Genomic DNA, 15,258 nt, shown 5'->3' on the forward strand with positions numbered 1-15,258 from the left:
GCTCGCCGGACCGAGGCGGCCCACCGGCTCGCAGCGCCCTCATGACGGGGGAGGGGGCTGGTTCCCGGGCGCGCCGGTTGCGAAGATGTGCCCAGGCCCGGGCCGCCGAGGCGGCGGCCGAGGGCACCCGGCCGTCGCAGGACCTGTCGGCCTCGCCCGAGTACCGGGAGCACCTCGCGCGGGTGCTGACCAAGCGGGCGGTGCTGACCGCCACCGGAATGGGGTGAGCGCCGATCACCCGGATGGACGACCCGGAGCAGGTGCGGGGCCGCCTGGAGGAGACGGGGTACCTCGTCGACGAAGGGCTGGCCGTCACGTGCTTCCTGGCACTGAGGCTGCACCGGCCGCTCTTCTGCGAGGGCGACGCGGGCGTGGGGAAGACCGCGCTCGCGACCGCGCTGGCCGAGGCGCTCGGCGCACCGCTGATCCGTCTGCAGTGCCACGAGGGCATCGACGCCTCGCAGGCCCTGTACGACTGGGACTTCCCGCGGCAGTTGCTGCACCTGCGGGCCGCCGAGGCGGCCGGGGTGAACGACGCGGACCGTCTGGAGAGCGAGCTGTACGACCGGCGCTTCCTCATCGCCCGGCCGTTGCTGCTGGCCGTTCAGACGCAGCCGTCGGTCCTGCTGGTCGACGAGATCGACCGGGCCGACGACGAGTTCGAGGCGTTCCTGCTGGAGCTGCTGTCCGAGTACTCCGTCACGATCCCGGAACTCGGCACGCTGCGTGCCGAGGAGCCGCCGGTGGTGGTGCTGACCTCGAACCGGACCCGCGAGGTGCACGACGCGCTGAAACGGCGGTGTCTCTACCACTGGTTCGACCATCCCTCCTTCGCCCGCGAACTGGCCATCGTGCGGACCCGGTTGCCGCAGGTGTCGGCACGGCTGGCCGAGCAGGTCACCGCGCTGGTGCAGGCGCTGCGCGGTGCGGACCTGCTCAAGCCGCCAGGCGTGGCGGAGACGATCGACTGGGCCGAGGCCCTGGACGCGCTGGGGGCGAGCGAGGTGGACGCGGAGCTGGCCGTGGCGACGCTGGGGTCGGTGCTGAAGTACCGGGAGGACGCGGACCGGGCGCGGGGGCTCGATCTGGCGGCGGTCCTGGCGTCGCGGGGGACGTGATCGACGTGGCCGGACCGACACGCAGCGCGAACGGACCTTCGGGGTCCGGGGAGCAGCCTCCCCGCGGTCCGGGCAGGCCGGCGGACACCACCACGGGCACCCCAGCGGGACCCGGCGCGAGCGGGCCCTGCCCCGGCGGGCCCCCGCGTTCGGGCCGACCATGGGATGCGGCCGGGACGGTGGGGGCGGACGCCGTGTTGCTCGGGTTCGTGCGCGCACTGCGGGCGGCGGGGGTCGAGGCGAGCACCGAGCGGGCGTACGCCTTCCTGCGCGCCGTGGACGTGCTGCGGCCCGGGGTGCGTGCCGACGTCCACTGGGCGGGGCGGGCGACACTGTGCGGCGGGCACGACGACCTGGAGCGGTACGAGCGCGTGTTCGCCGCGTACTTCGGGCCGTCGGACGAGCCCGCCCGCCGGGTGGTGCGGCATGCTCCTCCGCCCCGGCTGCGGCTCGTCGCGCGGGACGCTCCCGCCGGGAGCCGGGCCCCGGGCGAGAGCGAGCCGCTGGGGCCGCCGACGGCCGCGCTCGCCAGCGCCGTCGAGGTGTTGCGGCACCGCGACGTCGGCGAGCTGGACGCCGCCGAGCGGGCCCATCTCAACCGGCTGCTGGCCGCGTTCGCCCTGTCCGGGCGGACCCGGCGCTCGGCCCGGCGGCGCTCCGCCCGGCGCGGGGACGTCGACCCGCGTCGCACCGTACGAGAACTGCTGCGGCGCGGCGGGGAGCCGGCCCGCCTGCGGCGGCACGCGCGCGTGGACCGGCCCCGCCGGGTCGTGCTGCTCGTCGACGTGAGCGGCTCGATGGCGCCGTACGCCGACGCGCTGCTGCGGTTCGCACATGCCGCGGTGCGCGGGGGCCGTACGGAGGTGTTCACGATCGGCACCCGGCTGACCCGGGTGACCCGGGAACTCTCGCACCGCGACCCGGAGCTGGCGATGGCTGCCCTGGCCGCGGCCGTGCCGGACTGGCGCGGCGGTACCCGCCTCGGCGAGCTGCTGCGCGAGTTCCTGAACCGTTGGGGACAGCGCGGCATGGCGCGCGGCGCCGTCGTCGTGCTGCTCTCGGACGGCTGGGAGCGCGGTGATCCGGAGCTGCTCGGCGCGCAGATGCGCCGCTTGCACGGGCTGGCGCACCGGGTGGTCTGGGCCAACCCGCGCAAGGCCCGGCCCGGTTACGCGCCGCTGGCCGCCGGGATGGCGGCGGCCCTGCCCAGCGTGGACGCCTTCGTCGAGGGGCACAGTCTGGCGGCTCTGGAGCGGCTCGCGGCGGTGGTGCGCGGGGCGGAGCCTGGTGGCGTCCCCGTGATCGGTGGGAGAGGAGCGGAGCGTGCGTGAGATCCTGTCGGCGCTGGAGCGCTGGTACGCGGACCGGACCCCGTTCGGTCTGGCGACGGTCGTCGCGGTCAGTCGCAGCGCGCCGCGCGGGCCCGGCGCCGCCATGGCGGTGGGGTCCGACGAGGTCGTGGGCAGTGTGTCCGGTGGCTGCGTGGAAGGGGCCGTGTTCGAGCTCGCGCAGGAGGTGGTGGCGAGCGGCGAGGCGCGGCTGGAGACCTTCGGGTACAGCGACGAGGACGCGTTCGCGGTCGGGCTCACCTGCGGAGGCGAGATCACCGTGCTGGTGAGGCCCGTGACGCCCGAGACCGACCCCGGCTTCGGGGCGGTCGCCGCGTCCGTCGCCGCGGGCGAACCGGTGACCGTGGCCACGGTGGTCGACGGACCCGCCCCGCGCGGGGCCACCCTGGCCGTCTGGCAGGGCACCGAGGCCGGCACGCTCGGCGCGGCCGGCCTGGATGTCGCGGTCACGGCCGACGCGCGCGGCGAACTCGCCCTCGGCGCCTCGCTCCTGAGGCACTACGGGCCGCGCGGGGAACGCCGCGAGGACTCGGTGGCGGTGTTCCTGCAGTCGTTCGCGCCGCCGCCGCGCATGCTGGTCTTCGGCGCGATCGACTACGCGGCCGCAGTGGCCCGTATCGGCGACTTCCTCGGCTACCGGGTCACCGTGTGCGACGCCCGTCCGGTGTTCGCCACACCCAAGCGCTTCCCGGCGGGCGTCGAGGTCGTCGCCGAATGGCCGCACCGCTACCTCGGGGGCACCGACACCGACGAGCGCACAGTGATCTGCGTCCTCACCCACGACCCGAAGTTCGACGTGCCGCTGCTCGAGGAGGCCCTGCGCCGGCCGGCCGCCTACATCGGGGCGATGGGCAGCCGACGAACCCACGACGAGCGGCGAACACAGTTGACCGAGGCCGGCCTCACCGAGGCCGAGCTGTCCCGGCTGCGCTCGCCGCTGGGGCTGGACCTCGGCGCCCGTACGCCCGAGGAGGTGGCCGTGTCCGTCGCCGCCGAGATCGTCGCCCTGCGCTGGGGCGGCAGCGGCGCTCCTCTGACCACGACCGCCGGGGCCATCCACCCGCCCGCCGCGCCCTGACTGCGAGGAGGAAGTCATGGAGCTGCACCACCAGTTCACCGTCCCCGTCGCGGTCGACGACGCCTGGCACGCGCTCCTCGACATCGAACGCGTCGCGCCGTGCCTGCCCGGCGCGGTGGTGGAGGAGTACGACGGCACGACCGTGACCGGCTCGGTGAAGGTCAAGGTAGGGCCGGTCACCGTGGCATACCGGGGCACCGCGGTCTTCGAGGAGCAGGACGAGACGGTGCACCGGATGGTGCTCGTGGCGAGCGGCCGGGAGACACGGGGGCAGGGAACGGCCAGAGCGACGGTCACCGGCACGCTGAGCGAGCGCGACGGGGGTACGGCGGTGTCGGTGCTGACGGATCTGACGGTGACGGGGCGTCCGGCGCAGTTCGGGCGCGGTGTGCTGGCGGAGGTGGGCGACCGGCTGGTGGGGCAGTTCGCGGCGTGCCTCGCGCAGCGGCTGGCCGAGCGGTCTCCCCTAGGCGCCGACGCGCAGGACGAGGCACCGGAACGACCCGCTCAGGAGGAGCCGGAGGCACTGGACCTCGTGCGAGCGGCCGCGCTGCCGGTGGCCAAACGTGCCGCCGGCGCGATGGCGGCGGCCGCCGTCGTGGTGCTGGTCGCCCGGCGAGTACGACGGCACGGGCGGACCCGGCCGACCCGCCGCCGCTAGCTCGGCTTCTCACCATGCCGACGCGGTGGCGTGATCGCGGAAGGGTGGCGGTGGCGGGCGCTTGCTCAGGAATCCGTCGGGGGAATGAGGTCGTCGAGTGCCTCGGCGCAGCCCTGGGCGGCCTGGGCCGAGCGGGGCAGCATGAGGCTCTCATAGGCGCGGACGGCGTCGTCGACGCTGGATTCGGTGATGAGGGCCTGGGCGAGGTCGGTGCCGTCGAGCATGGCGAGGTTGGCACCGAGCCCGACGGGCGGCATCAGATGCGCGGCGTCGCCCAGCAGCGTGATGCCAGGGACGTGGTCCCAGGTGTGCGGGGCAGGCAGGACGAACACGGGCCGGTCGACGAACCCGCCGTCGTGGTGCCGTAGGAGGTGGAGCAGGCTCTCGTCCCAGCCGTCGAACATCTTCAGCAGGTGTGTGCGCACGGCCGCCGTGTCGTCGAGTTCCACGTCGGCGGCAACCTGCCAGTTCTGCGGGGCGCGGAAGGCGATGTAGACGCGGATGTGGCCGTTGCTGTTGCGTTGGGCGATGAGGGCCTTGCTGTCGGCCGTCGCCAGCAGGGTGCCGTTGCCGACCATGCGTGCGAGGGCGGGGTGGCGGGTGTCGCAGTCGTCGAAGCCGGTCTCGATGAAGGTGACACCGGCATAGCCGGGTGTGGCGTCCGACAGCGCTGGGCGGATGCGCGACCAGGCGCCGTCGGCGCCGACGACCAGGTCGGTGTCCTCGGTGGTGCCGTTGTCGAGGCGCAGGCGCCAGGTGCCGTCCCCGAGGGGGGTGGCACCGGTGACGGCGTTGCCCCATCGGACGGTGCCCTCGGCGAGGGATTCCAGGAACAGGCCGCGCAGTTGGCCGCGGTCGATCTCCGGGCTGTGGTCGTCGTGGACGGGTCCCGGGAAGGGCAGGGCGGTGGCGGTGGCGGGGTCGAGCACCCGCCACTCCTGGCTTTCGGGGCGGGCCAGGGTGCGGAACCGGTCGAGCAGGCCCGCCGCGCGCAGGGCGGCCTGGCCGGTGTCGCCATGTATGTCGAGGCTGCCGCCCTGGGATCGGGCGCCGGTGGCAGCCTCCGACTCGAAGACGGTGACGGAGCAGCCGTGTAGCTGCAGGACACGGGCTAAGGAAAGGCCGCCGAGGCCGGCACCGACGACTGCGATGCGGGGTTCGTGAGCGGAGTTCATGGGGCTGTCCCCTCGAAAGGTGGGTGAGGTGCCAGGAGGTCCGGCGCACCATCAAGAAAGCACAGTCATCAGAAAGGCGCCTGTGAAATTCGGTGCGGCGGCGCTACACACGCGTCCGAGTGGTGGGCGAGCTCGCCGGCGTACCGGTAGCGGCCGGGAAAAGGAAAGGTGCAAACGATCGGCATGCGATACAACCAGCGCATGGAAGAACAGCGTCTGCCCGGCGGCAGGACCGTGGGCGCAGTGCGGATCGGGGATGCGGTGCACCGGCCCCTGCAGCCGTGGACGCCCGGCGTGCACGCGGTGCTGCGCCACCTGGAAGCCGTGGGGTTCGACGGTGCGCCCCGAGTGCTGGGGGTGGACGACCAGCAACGCGAGGTCGTGACCCATCTTGTGGGCGAGACGGCCGGCGAGGACCTGCCCTGGCCTGCGTGGGTGTACTCGGACACCGCGCTGGAAGGCGTCGGCCGGTGGGCCCGACGATTGCATGACGCGACCGCGGAGTTCGTCCCGCCGGAGGGCGTGCGATGGCTCGCCGGACAGACCTGGCGGCCCGGTCTGATCATCGGTCACCATGACGCGGCCCCGTGGAATGCGGTGTGGCACGACGGCAGTCTGACCGGGTTCTTCGACTGGGACACCGCCGGGCCTTCGTCACGCGAGTTCGACCTGGCCTTCATGGCGTTGACCTGGGTGCCGTTGCACGCCCGCCGGTTTGCCGAGAAGACCGGCTTCACGGCATTCGAGGACCGGTCCCGGCGCCTGCACCTGCTGCTCGATGCCTATGGGTACGACGGCGACCGCGCGGCGTTCGGGACCGTTGTCGCCCAGCGGGCCCGCACCAATGCCCACGTCATTGAGCGTATGGCCGCCGACGGCGACCCGGTCTACACCGCGCTGCTGCCGGTCGCCGCCGATCTTCACCAGGCAGCCCTCGAAGTCGAAGACCTACCCACGGACTTCTGGCGCAGGCCGGCCGGCGACTAGCTCGAACTTGAGTCTGCTGCATGACGACACATGGCGTCCGGCGCCCGGGGACGAGTCCGGATGCACTCGGACCGCGTCCCGCGCAGGTCCGCCCCTCCCCGACCGCCGCACAGCATGGGCCGTCGATTCTGTGCCGGCACCGCCTGCCACCCGTGGACGGCCCGCAAGCCGTACACGACAGCTCACGCGGCAGGGTCAACGGCAGCAGCTCGTTTCAACGCATTTGGGACAGCCTGTTGGCGATCCGGGCCAGCACTCTGCCGGTCCAGGTTGTTCTCCGAATCCATCTCACTCCCGCCACGCTGCCCTGCCTGCCGGAATTCCTGGCACAGGTTCGTGACACCTTTCTCGACGACGACCGTTTCTCCGTCAACCTCAGACCCGTCGAGCGGAGGGGCGGCCCCAACGACGAGTCGATCGAAGTTCTTCCATGGGCGGAGCGCGCCAAAGCCGTAAAGGCGCTCGAAAGCGCGCTCCGGAGCGATCCGACCGCGCACGAGGAACCCGGGCACATGGATGTCTGCTGTGCCGCACGGCCGAATTCGTTCGTATCCGAGCCAACGGCAGCATTGCGAAGTGCACGGTGGCGCTCAACGATCCGGCGAACACCATGGGACAACTGCTGCCGGACGGCGTAGTCCGGATCGACAACACACAGCTGAGTCCACGGGTACGCCGATGGGCGATTCGAGACCGGGACTCCGTGCGCTGTCCTTACATCGGTATGCCGCGTTCGGCATCGCAGCTGCTGCAGATTGGTTCTGGCGTGAGTGCCCGCTGAAGGGCTGTCCCGCTACGCCTGGTCAGGCGTGAGTCGGAGGTGCGTGCCGAGCGACCACTCGCCACCGCCGGGGATCAGGCGTCCCCGGCGACGAGTGCGTGCAGGTGCTCGTCGTGCCAGCCGTCCCCGTGCAGCAGCGAGGAGCGCATGGTGCCCTCGAAGGCGTATCCGGCCTTCTCCGCGACCCGGCAGGAGGCCGCGTTGGCGACCGCGTGGCACAGCCGCAGACGGTGCAGACCCAGATCGTCCAGGGCCCACCGACTGACCCGCCGGGCCATCTCGACGACGATGCCGCCGCCGCGCGACTCGGGCAGCACCCAGTACATGACGTCTGCGCTGCCGCCGGCCAGGTCGACGGCGTGGAGCCCGGTGAGCCCGAGGGGCGGGCCGCCGGGGCGGGCGATCGCCCACACGGCACCGGTCTCGGCCCGCCACCGCTCGTGCATGCGCGCGATCCGGGCGCGGGCCTCGTCGCGGCTGCCCACGGAGAACAGGTTCCACAGCTGGATCGCCGGGTCCTGCCCGGCGGCGAGCAGCGCGTCGGCGTCGGCGTCGTCGGTCCGCCAGGGCCGCAGTTCCAGGCCGCCCGGCAGGTCGAGGACGGGCTGGCCGCGGTCGGCCATGCTGCCCGCGGGTACGACGTCGGGTATGCCGTAGTCGGAGATCATCGCCGCATCGTGCCACAGGCCCCCTACCGCTGGGGCAGCTGCCGCAGGGTGACGTCGCTGAGCGCGCCGTCGGCGAGGGCCGCCGTCAGGTAGGTGCAGTACGGCTGGCGCCGGCGGTCGGTCGGGGAGCCGGGGTTGAGCAGCCGCAGCCCGCCCGGGGCGACGGTGTCCCACGGGATGTGGCTGTGCCCGAAGACCAGCACGTCCAGGCCCGGGAAACGGACGGCGCAGCGGGCCTCGCGGCCCTGTGCCGGTCCGGTCTCGTGCACCACACCGAAGCGCAGGCCGCCCAGTTCGGCGTACGCCACCTCGGGGAGCCGGGCGCGCAGCTCGGGTCCGTCGTTGTTGCCGTACACGCCGATCAGCCGGCGGCTGCGGCTCTCCAACAGGTCGAGGGTGGCGGTGTCGACCCAATCGCCGGCGTGGAACACGACGTCCGCGTGCGGGAGTTCGGCGAGCAGCTGGTCCGGGAGCCGCTTGGCACGCTTGGGGAGGTGGGTGTCGGACATCAACAGGAGACGCACCCCACCAGCCTAAGTCGTTCTCAGCAGCCCCAGCGGAGCGCTCGCCGTTCCACCGGGCCGGGCCCGCGCCTGGTACCCCGGTCGGGGCTCGCGTTCCCGAAGGCCGGGACTCCTACACGCCTGCCGGGGGGCAACGTGGTGCGTTCGATGGTCCAGCGGTGGCGGCCCGGCATCAGGGGTGGAGGGCTGCTGCCGGTCGCCCTAGGGAGCCGTCGGACACCACAGGCAGATACCCTGGCCGCAGCCCGGCATCCCCCGTGTTCTTCCACGTCATGGTGACCATGGGAGTGTCCCCCTCCCCGACGCTGATCCGCGCACCGCGATACGGTCCACCGTCCCCCGTGAGAGCGCTCAGCACCTTCACCAACTTGTCCGCGTCCTTGTGTGAGCGCGTCAGGGAGCACAGCTTCGACTCGGGCTTCCCATCGGAACCCACCCGGCCGCCGACTGCGGTCAGGGAGTACACGATGTTCCCCTTGCGGGGTAGGTCGAAGGCTGCCTGGTAGACGTCCCCGAGGCAGTCGGCGACGGTCACATACTCGGGGTCGTCCGCGAGGGTCTTGCCCTTCGACGGCGGCCGCAGCCCGAAGTACAGCTCGTCGTCACCGATCAGATCGAGCCCCAACCCATGGGAGCCCGAAGCCCTGATGGCCGCCCCGTCGAAGCGACCGGTGAGGTAGTTGCTGCCGTAGTTGGCCGCGACAACCGTGTCCAGGCTTTTCTCGTCGTAGCCGTACGTCTCCTGCAGCGTCGGCTTGAACTCGATCCCGTCGTCGTCGCTGCTCGGATGCTTGAACCGGAAGAAATCTTCGACGTAGTAGTACCGGCAGCCCTTGTACATCCCGGAGTCGTCCTCGGCCATGAGCCTGCGCGCTGTCCGCACATCCAGGTACTGGATCGGCGCTGCATTGATCGGAATCTTCTCGAATACGCCGACGAGTTTGCCGGGCCGCTCACCAGGCCAGGGCTCATCCACCCCGACGTTCGGCGGCTTCCCGCTGCACCCACTGACCAGCATCGCCGAGAGAACGGCACCGACGATCTTGGCCATACGCATGTGCCTGAGTGTGTCAGCAAAGGGGAGCGCACTCCCAAGGGCGGCGGAACGGCTTTGGCCGGTGTCCTGCCCGGTTTGGGGTCGCGCATGATCAGGGGGCCGTACGCTCGCCGGCTACTCGGGCGGGCTGCTGCTTGCCGCGACTACGGTCTCGTGCCGCCGATGGTGGCTGGTCACAGGAGCATACGGCTTTCACTCACCACGCTTTGACGCGCCGTCACGTGACATAGGCTGGGCTGCCGTGACGAACGGCATCGACGACATACTGGCCCCGCTCGACCCCCTCGATCCGCGGGAGACAGCCGGCTACCAGCTACTGGCCCGGCTCGGCGAGGGCGGTATGGGCACCGTGTACCTCTCGCACACACGAGGCGGGCAGCCCGTCGCGTTCAAGGTGATCCGCCGCGAGTACGGCCAGGACCCGGACTTCCGGCGCCGCTTCGAGCAGGAGGTGCAGGCCGCCCGCCGGGTGCAGGGCTACCACCTTGTACCGGTCGTCGACCACGACACCGCCGGCACGCTTCCCTGGATCGCCTCCGCGTTCGTGCCCGGCCTCTCGCTCGCCGACGCCCTCACCGCGTACGGGTCGCTGCCGCTGCCCGCCGTCTTCCAGCTGGTCGGCTGCACGGCCCGGGCTCTCGGCTCCATCCACGCGGCGGAGGTCGTCCACCGCGACCTGAAGCCCGCCAACATCCTGCTCGGTTCGACCGGCCCGTACGTCATCGACTTCGGCATCGCACAGGCGGCCGACGCCACGCAGCTCACCCGCAGCGGCGGAGTCATCGGCACCCCGCAGTACATGTCGCCCGAACATGTACTGGGCGAGCCTGTCACCGCGGCCACCGATGTGTTCTCACTCGGCCTGATCGCGGCGGTCGCGGCGACCGGACGGCATCCGTACGGCGAGGGCGGCGCGACCTCCCTCGCCGTACGCATCGCCAACACCGAGCGGACGCCGCCGGATCTGAGCGGCTACCCGGCGCCGCTGCAGACACTGCTGGAACGCTGCCTCACCGCCGATCCGGCGGCCCGCATCACGACGGACGAACTCGCGGAGCTGTGCGAGCAGGCAGCAGGGCGGCCGCTGCGTGCGTTCGACGGCTGGCTGCCGGCACCGCTCATGGAGCGGATCGCGCGCCGGGAGGAGGCTGCCGCGCGGCCCCTGGAGCCCACGCCCCCGCGGATTCCCACGCCGACTCCTACCGCCATGCCCACCCAGCCAGGCGCCGACGCGCACTGGGCCGGGCAGCCGACCGTGTCGGCCCCGCCGCCGCCCCGCACCCCGCCGCCCGGCCCGGCTCATCCACTGTCGCCGACGGCCACCCCCTCTCCTGCGCCTGCCAAGCGCACGCGCCCCGCGCTGCTCGCCGCCGCCGGTGCGGTCGCCGTGACCCTCGCCGTGGTCGTGACCTGGGTGATCGTGAGCCCTCACGGCGGCACGGGCCGCGCCGACGACACCCGGGCGGACAGCAATCACACCGACACCTCCACCCCGACCTCCTCACCCGCACCCTCAGCCTCACCGGCCGCGTACACGCTTGTCTTCAAGGACAAGCCCCTGACCCTGCGCGCACCGGCGTACAACTCCGGCACGCACGTGGACCTGGACGCGCCGAAACTCTTCCCCGACGGTGAGATCGGCCAGGACGACGGCATGGAGCTCACCTACCAGGACTGGGCCGACGCCGACCTGCGCTTCCTCACCCCCATGGGCAGGAGCACCGGCACCACACCCGAGGCATGCAGCACCGGCGTGGACACCGACACGCTGCCGGCCTCGATTCCCGCCGACGACCTGAACCAGGGGAAAGCCCTGGGCAAAGGCACGGTTCTGTGCACCGTCACCAGCGACAACAACCTGGCGATGCTACGGATCACCGATGTCCTGCCAGACACAAAGAAAGGCCTGTCCAGTGACATGCCCGACTACGTCACCACACTGACCCTCTGGAAGATCACCAAATAGAGCCGGAACAGCGTCATGACCGATCGGCCACGCTCGCCGCGCGGATCCGCCGTCCAGGATTTCTGGGCGGCCTGGCAGCAGGAGGTCGGCACCGGGCGCCCGGGCAGGGCCGACCGTGCGCAGCACGATCAGGCGGTGCTCCCTGTACGAGGCCGAAGCCACCGCCGTGCCTCATGAGCCCTCGCCGGGGTCTAGGGCGTCGCAGCGGCGGACCCACTTGTGCGCGGCGTAGGTCCCGCGCAAAACCGGGTACAACCCTGGGCCCGCTCGGCGTGTCCTCCTGATCGCAAGCGAGCTCCTGGGGCTCGACTGCGCGTCCCCGGTGTTCGCCATGCCGTGGAGAGGTTCGAAAGGGAGACATGAGCAGACGAGTCCGGCGGAGTCCGGTGTATGCGGCGACGGCTGCTGTGCTGGGCGGGGCGCTGCTCCTGGGCGCGGCGGGGACGCGCGGATCCGGGCAGTGGGATCTCGAGGTGACGGGAGCCGCGGTCAAGGGCAGGAAGGGCGACACGGTCACGGCCGACCTGGCGCTGGATTTCCACGGTGCTGATGTCCAGGCCCAACTGGACGCCGAGAACAGCGTCCCGTTCGCCAGAGTCGAGGTGCGGCTTCCCGACGGCGTGACCGTGTTGAGCTCACCGGAGAACTGCGGGCGCATCGACGGCAAGAAGGAAGCGCCTTTCCTGTGCGAGTACGGCCTGTACACCAACGGCTTCGACGTTCCCATGCTCCGGGACGGGTTCCACATGGCCTATCCCTTCACGCTGCGGATCGACGACACGTCCAAGCTCACCGGCGGCAGGATCCGTGTCGATGCCCCGCCGGAACGGCTGCGGGACGACGCCAACCCGAGGAACAGCACCGCTCCCATCACCTTCGAGGCAGCCGGCGCAGCCGCCGGCTCCGGTCCGACGCCATGGGCCGTCGCCGCCGGCGGAGGAGCCCTGGGGCTGACCGCACTCCTCGCCTTCGTCCTCGCCCGTCGACGCACGCCGTCACCCAACTCATGACGACGCACCCCGAACAGACCGACGAACGTAAGGCAGTCACGCGGACCCGTCGGACAGGCCCGGACAGCTCCACCACACCGGAGGTCTTCGCCATGATCAAGCCCGGCCAGTGTCAACACCGCTCGTGATCAATACGCCTGGCTCATGGGCGATCGCTTGGCGGGCTTGTCGCACAGGGCGTGGTCGACGAGGGCGCCCGTCGCACGGTTGAGGGCGGCCAGGTCCGGCGGCACGGTCGTGGTGACGATGAATACAGTCACCGCGCGCCTGCCGTCCGCGCTCACCGCGGGGCGGGAGTTGACGCCTGCCCCGTCGCCCTCGTGCGTGTAATGGAAACCGCCGCAGGAAAGCGGGATCTTGCGCAGCCCGAGGCCATAGGTGCCCTCGGGCATCTCCGTCACATCGTCCGGGTCGTCAGTCCGCTCGACGGTCTGCTGCATCTCGCGCCACTGCTCGGCGGGCAGCAGCGTCCCACCGGCCAGGGCGCGGAAGAAAGTGTTCAGGTCGGCGGAGGTGCTCACCACACCGGAGTCCGCCGTGTGCTGGAAGCTGTGCTCGGTGACGTCGAGACGCTTGCCGTCTGCGCCGGTCAGGTACGCGTTCACGTGCGGGTCGGGCAGGTGTGGGCCGAGCCCTGGCATGGAGGTGTCCCGCAGTCCCAGCCTGGCGATCACCCGATGCCCGACCAGTTCCTGCCAGTTGGCGTCGCCGGCTTGGATCCGGCGCCGCTCGGTGGCTAGCCGGCAGCAGCAACCTGGCCGGCGGTGACCTGCGGAGGGTTGGGGAGCAGTGAGGCGAGGTTGTCCCGTACGAAGTCCGCCGCCCTCCTGACCGACTCCTCGGCCCCGGCCTGGTCTTCGAAGACGCTGGTGGAGACCATCACTCCGTCCCCGGCGTCGACCCAGTAGTAGGCCACGAACCCGGGGACCTGGCGGAGGAGGGGAACGAATCCCTCGTCCACCCGGCTTCCGGCCTGGGCAGGGTCCGTCACCCCTTCGTACCGCCGAATCACTGCGTACATAGCTGATCTCCTCACGGATCCCGGGGTCGTGTCGCGCGAAACGACATACCACCCATCGCGCGTCTCCTTCTCGCGCGCGGTCCGGAAAGCACCCGGACAGCCGCATGGTCGTTTGCGACAGGAACGTCGAGCAGCCCCGGCATGAGCGGCTGATCGCCCAACCGGACGACGCAGGCTCGGCATCGTCCGGCTGGTCTGCGCGATCGCCCGTCGGCGCTGGTACCTGCGGTGCCGGCGGCAGGGATGGTGTGCCCACCTTCTCCGGAAGCTGATCGAAACCCACCCCGTGCGTCACTACCGCCTGGAGGCGCCCCGGGTCGGCCAGCTGTTGTACTCGGGCGCGGAGATAACGAAGGCATCGCTCTGCTCGAGCCGGTCACGCAGCGCGAGGGTGCCGCTCGGCAGTCCCTCGGCGGTTTCGACGTCGCCGTCGTACAACGGCATGTCGAAGTCGCGCAGGGCGGCGAGGTCGACAGTGGCACCCGTATCGAGACCAGCAGGGCCACGAGGGAGGCACGGCGCGCGTTGGCCTCTCCCTGAATGAGGTCAGTTCGTGGCCGGGACCACGGTGCCGAAGGAGGCGGCGGCTATCTGCTGGACGTAGCGCATCTCGGTGCCGTCAAGGTTGGTCGGGTTGACGGAGTAGACGATCTTGCGGGAGAGGTCGCGGGTGGCGAACACACCGCTGGTGTAGCCGGGGCGGGAGCCGGTCTTGCCCCAGACTTCGACGCCGTTGGAGGCCTTCACCCTCATGATGCCCATGGTCATGCAGGCACGGCCGGCGTCGGCCTGGGTGCGGCACTGGCTGCTGTGGAAGCTGGGGACGTCGGGGACGGCGAAGAGCTCGGCCTGCTGGGCCTGCGGGAGGAAACGGCCGCGGAAGAGAGCGGTCATGAAACGGTCGAGGTCAGCGGGAGTGGAGATCATGCCGCCCTCGGCCCAGGGCCAGGGGCTCTGTTCGGTGACATCCACCGGGTGCGTGGTGCCGTCCGAGGACGTGACCGTCAGGTAGCCGTGGGAGTGCGGGCCGGGCAGGCGCGGGTCGTCGGCGTCGGGGACGTAGGTGTCGTGCAGCCCGATGGGCCGGGTGATGCGGGATCGCACCTCGTGGGCGAAGGTGCGCCCGGTGATCTTCTCGACCAGCAGGCCGGCGACGTAGTAGTTCAACCCGTTGTACTGCTGCGCGGTGCCCGGCGCGAACTGCATCGGCTGGCCTGCCATCAGGTCGATCACCTGCTGCGGGGTGAAGCTCTTGAGGCGGTTGGCGGCGAACCATTCGGGGCTGCCGTCGCCGAAATCCGGATTGTCGGCGCCGTGCGGCAGACCGCTCGTGTGGTTGAGCAGCTGACCGACCTTTACCGGCGGCAGGTCGGCGGGCAGGACCCCCGGCAGGTACTGCTGGACCGGCCTGTCCAGGTCGATCCGGTGCTCGGCGGCGAGCTGGAGGACGATGGTGGCGGTGAAGACCTTGGAAATACTGCCGATCCGGATGTGCGCGTTGGGCGGGACGCCCTGACCGGTCTCCAGGTCGCCCACCCCCGAGGTGCCCGACCAGTGGCCCGCGTGACCGGTGATCCGCAGCAGCGCGCCGGTGACGTCCGCGTTCGGCAGGCCACCGATGGCCGCCTGGAGCTTGGCCGGGTCGAGCCCGGGCAGCGGCGTGCCGGACACGGGGGCGGGCGCTGGAGCCGGGGTGGCGGCAGAGGCGGGAGCGGCCATGCCCGCGGCCAGGGCAACCAGCACGGCGCCGGACGCGGCCACGGTGGACCAACGGGAACGGATGGCAGAGCAGTTCACAGTAAGGCTCTCCGATGTGCTGGCGGTCGGGCCGACGGTCGAACGGCCCGTCCACGAGTCTCTTCC

16 protein-coding genes and 1 pseudogene are annotated in these 15,258 nt (G+C 71.5%); 9 read left to right on the forward strand and 8 right to left on the reverse strand.

Features of this window, described 5'->3' with window-relative positions:
* The 5 genes and pseudogenes from ABZ471_RS36280 to ABZ471_RS36300 form a co-directional block, all read left to right on the forward strand.
* Nucleotides 1-227, forward strand: a pseudogene (locus ABZ471_RS36280) (hypothetical protein); the annotation flags it as partial.
* A 15-nt stretch (nucleotides 228-242) separates the two neighbouring features.
* Nucleotides 243-1,118 (forward strand): MoxR family ATPase, encoded by an 876-nt coding sequence (locus ABZ471_RS36285; RefSeq protein ID WP_359072611.1) that lies wholly within the window; start codon nucleotides 243-245, stop codon nucleotides 1,116-1,118.
* A gap of 194 nt (nucleotides 1,119-1,312) precedes the next feature.
* A complete protein-coding gene (locus tag ABZ471_RS36290) occupies nucleotides 1,313-2,449 on the forward strand; it encodes a VWA domain-containing protein (protein WP_359072613.1) in 1,137 nt (378 codons plus the stop codon).
* Entirely contained in the window at nucleotides 2,442-3,545 is a 1,104-nt protein-coding gene (locus tag ABZ471_RS36295) for an XdhC/CoxI family protein (protein ID WP_359072615.1), read from the forward strand. The genes ABZ471_RS36290 and ABZ471_RS36295 overlap by 8 nt, the downstream gene beginning before the upstream one ends.
* Before the next feature lie 16 nt (nucleotides 3,546-3,561).
* The gene (locus ABZ471_RS36300) at nucleotides 3,562-4,206 is read left to right on the forward strand and encodes an SRPBCC family protein (RefSeq protein WP_359072616.1); all 645 of its coding nucleotides are present in this window, start codon (nucleotides 3,562-3,564) and stop codon (nucleotides 4,204-4,206) included.
* A gap of 65 nt (nucleotides 4,207-4,271) precedes the next feature.
* Here ABZ471_RS36300 and ABZ471_RS36305 read toward each other — a convergent pair whose 3' ends face one another.
* A complete protein-coding gene (locus ABZ471_RS36305) occupies nucleotides 4,272-5,381 on the reverse strand; it encodes an NAD(P)/FAD-dependent oxidoreductase (RefSeq protein WP_359072617.1) in 1,110 nt (369 codons plus the stop codon).
* A 201-nt stretch (nucleotides 5,382-5,582) separates the two neighbouring features.
* Between ABZ471_RS36305 and ABZ471_RS36310 the strand changes: the two genes are divergently transcribed.
* Both ABZ471_RS36310 and ABZ471_RS36315 read left to right on the forward strand, forming a co-directional pair.
* Nucleotides 5,583-6,368 (forward strand): phosphotransferase, encoded by a 786-nt coding sequence (locus ABZ471_RS36310; protein ID WP_359072618.1) that lies wholly within the window; start codon nucleotides 5,583-5,585, stop codon nucleotides 6,366-6,368.
* Nucleotides 6,369-6,520: 152 nt separating this feature from the next.
* The gene (locus ABZ471_RS36315; protein WP_359072620.1) at nucleotides 6,521-7,006 is read left to right on the forward strand and encodes a hypothetical protein; all 486 of its coding nucleotides are present in this window, start codon (nucleotides 6,521-6,523) and stop codon (nucleotides 7,004-7,006) included.
* A 217-nt stretch (nucleotides 7,007-7,223) separates the two neighbouring features.
* Here the strand turns inward: ABZ471_RS36315 and ABZ471_RS36320 are convergent, their stop codons facing one another.
* The 3 genes from ABZ471_RS36320 to ABZ471_RS36330 all read right to left on the reverse strand — a co-directional run bounded on the left by ABZ471_RS36320 (nucleotide 7,224) and on the right by ABZ471_RS36330 (nucleotide 9,398).
* Nucleotides 7,224-7,817: a GNAT family N-acetyltransferase gene (locus tag ABZ471_RS36320; RefSeq protein ID WP_359072621.1), complete on the reverse strand. Its 594-nt coding sequence runs from the start codon at nucleotides 7,815-7,817 to the stop codon at nucleotides 7,224-7,226.
* A 23-nt stretch (nucleotides 7,818-7,840) separates the two neighbouring features.
* Nucleotides 7,841-8,341 (reverse strand): metallophosphoesterase, encoded by a 501-nt coding sequence (locus ABZ471_RS36325; RefSeq protein WP_359072623.1) that lies wholly within the window; start codon nucleotides 8,339-8,341, stop codon nucleotides 7,841-7,843.
* A gap of 172 nt (nucleotides 8,342-8,513) precedes the next feature.
* Nucleotides 8,514-9,398: a hypothetical protein gene (locus tag ABZ471_RS36330; RefSeq protein WP_359072624.1), complete on the reverse strand. Its 885-nt coding sequence runs from the start codon at nucleotides 9,396-9,398 to the stop codon at nucleotides 8,514-8,516.
* A 241-nt stretch (nucleotides 9,399-9,639) separates the two neighbouring features.
* On the opposite strand from ABZ471_RS36330, the gene ABZ471_RS36335 reads away from it, so the two are divergent.
* The gene (locus ABZ471_RS36335; RefSeq protein ID WP_359072626.1) at nucleotides 9,640-11,364 is read left to right on the forward strand and encodes a serine/threonine-protein kinase; all 1,725 of its coding nucleotides are present in this window, start codon (nucleotides 9,640-9,642) and stop codon (nucleotides 11,362-11,364) included.
* 359 nt (nucleotides 11,365-11,723) lie between these two features.
* Nucleotides 11,724-12,374, forward strand: a complete 651-nt coding sequence (locus ABZ471_RS36340) for a hypothetical protein (protein ID WP_359072627.1) — start codon at nucleotides 11,724-11,726, stop codon at nucleotides 12,372-12,374.
* 128 nt (nucleotides 12,375-12,502) lie between these two features.
* Here ABZ471_RS36340 and ABZ471_RS36345 read toward each other — a convergent pair whose 3' ends face one another.
* The 4 genes from ABZ471_RS36345 to ABZ471_RS36360 form a co-directional block, all read right to left on the reverse strand.
* Nucleotides 12,503-13,093 carry a serine hydrolase gene (locus tag ABZ471_RS36345; protein WP_359072660.1) on the reverse strand — a complete coding sequence of 197 codons (591 nt, stop codon included), beginning with the start codon at nucleotides 13,091-13,093 and terminating at the stop codon, nucleotides 12,503-12,505.
* A gap of 17 nt (nucleotides 13,094-13,110) precedes the next feature.
* On the reverse strand, nucleotides 13,111-13,395 hold the full coding sequence (locus ABZ471_RS36350) for a hypothetical protein (protein WP_359072628.1): 285 nt from the start codon (nucleotides 13,393-13,395) through the stop codon (nucleotides 13,111-13,113).
* A gap of 294 nt (nucleotides 13,396-13,689) precedes the next feature.
* Nucleotides 13,690-13,839 (reverse strand): NAD(P)H-dependent oxidoreductase, encoded by a 150-nt coding sequence (locus ABZ471_RS36355; RefSeq protein WP_359072630.1) that lies wholly within the window; start codon nucleotides 13,837-13,839, stop codon nucleotides 13,690-13,692.
* 102 nt (nucleotides 13,840-13,941) lie between these two features.
* Nucleotides 13,942-15,156, reverse strand: coding sequence for a serine hydrolase domain-containing protein (locus ABZ471_RS36360; RefSeq protein WP_359072632.1), 1,215 nt, complete (start codon nucleotides 15,154-15,156; stop codon nucleotides 13,942-13,944).
* Between the last annotated feature and the right edge of the window lie 102 nt (nucleotides 15,157-15,258).

Origin of the sequence: Streptomyces sp. NPDC005728 (genome assembly GCF_040630895.1) — a bacterium.
In the GTDB taxonomy this organism is placed as follows: domain Bacteria; phylum Actinomycetota; class Actinomycetes; order Streptomycetales; family Streptomycetaceae; genus Streptomyces.

Bases quoted from the DNA above. Each gene is read 5' to 3' on its own strand.
- ABZ471_RS36285 (WP_359072611.1), top strand. From the start codon at position 243: ATGGACGACCCGGAGCAGGTGCGGGGCCGCCTGGAGGAGACGGGGTAC.
- ABZ471_RS36300 (WP_359072616.1), top strand. From the start codon at position 3,562: ATGGAGCTGCACCACCAGTTCACCGTCCCCGTCGCGGTCGACGACGCC.
- ABZ471_RS36305 (WP_359072617.1), bottom strand. From the start codon at position 5,381: ATGAACTCCGCTCACGAACCCCGCATCGCAGTCGTCGGTGCCGGCCTC.
- ABZ471_RS36310 (WP_359072618.1), top strand. From the start codon at position 5,583: ATGGAAGAACAGCGTCTGCCCGGCGGCAGGACCGTGGGCGCAGTGCGG.
- ABZ471_RS36320 (WP_359072621.1), bottom strand. From the start codon at position 7,817: ATGATCTCCGACTACGGCATACCCGACGTCGTACCCGCGGGCAGCATG.
- ABZ471_RS36330 (WP_359072624.1), bottom strand. From the start codon at position 9,398: ATGCGTATGGCCAAGATCGTCGGTGCCGTTCTCTCGGCGATGCTGGTC.
- ABZ471_RS36340 (WP_359072627.1), top strand. From the start codon at position 11,724: ATGAGCAGACGAGTCCGGCGGAGTCCGGTGTATGCGGCGACGGCTGCT.
- ABZ471_RS36350 (WP_359072628.1), bottom strand. From the start codon at position 13,395: ATGTACGCAGTGATTCGGCGGTACGAAGGGGTGACGGACCCTGCCCAG.
- ABZ471_RS36355 (WP_359072630.1), bottom strand. From the start codon at position 13,839: ATGCCGTTGTACGACGGCGACGTCGAAACCGCCGAGGGACTGCCGAGC.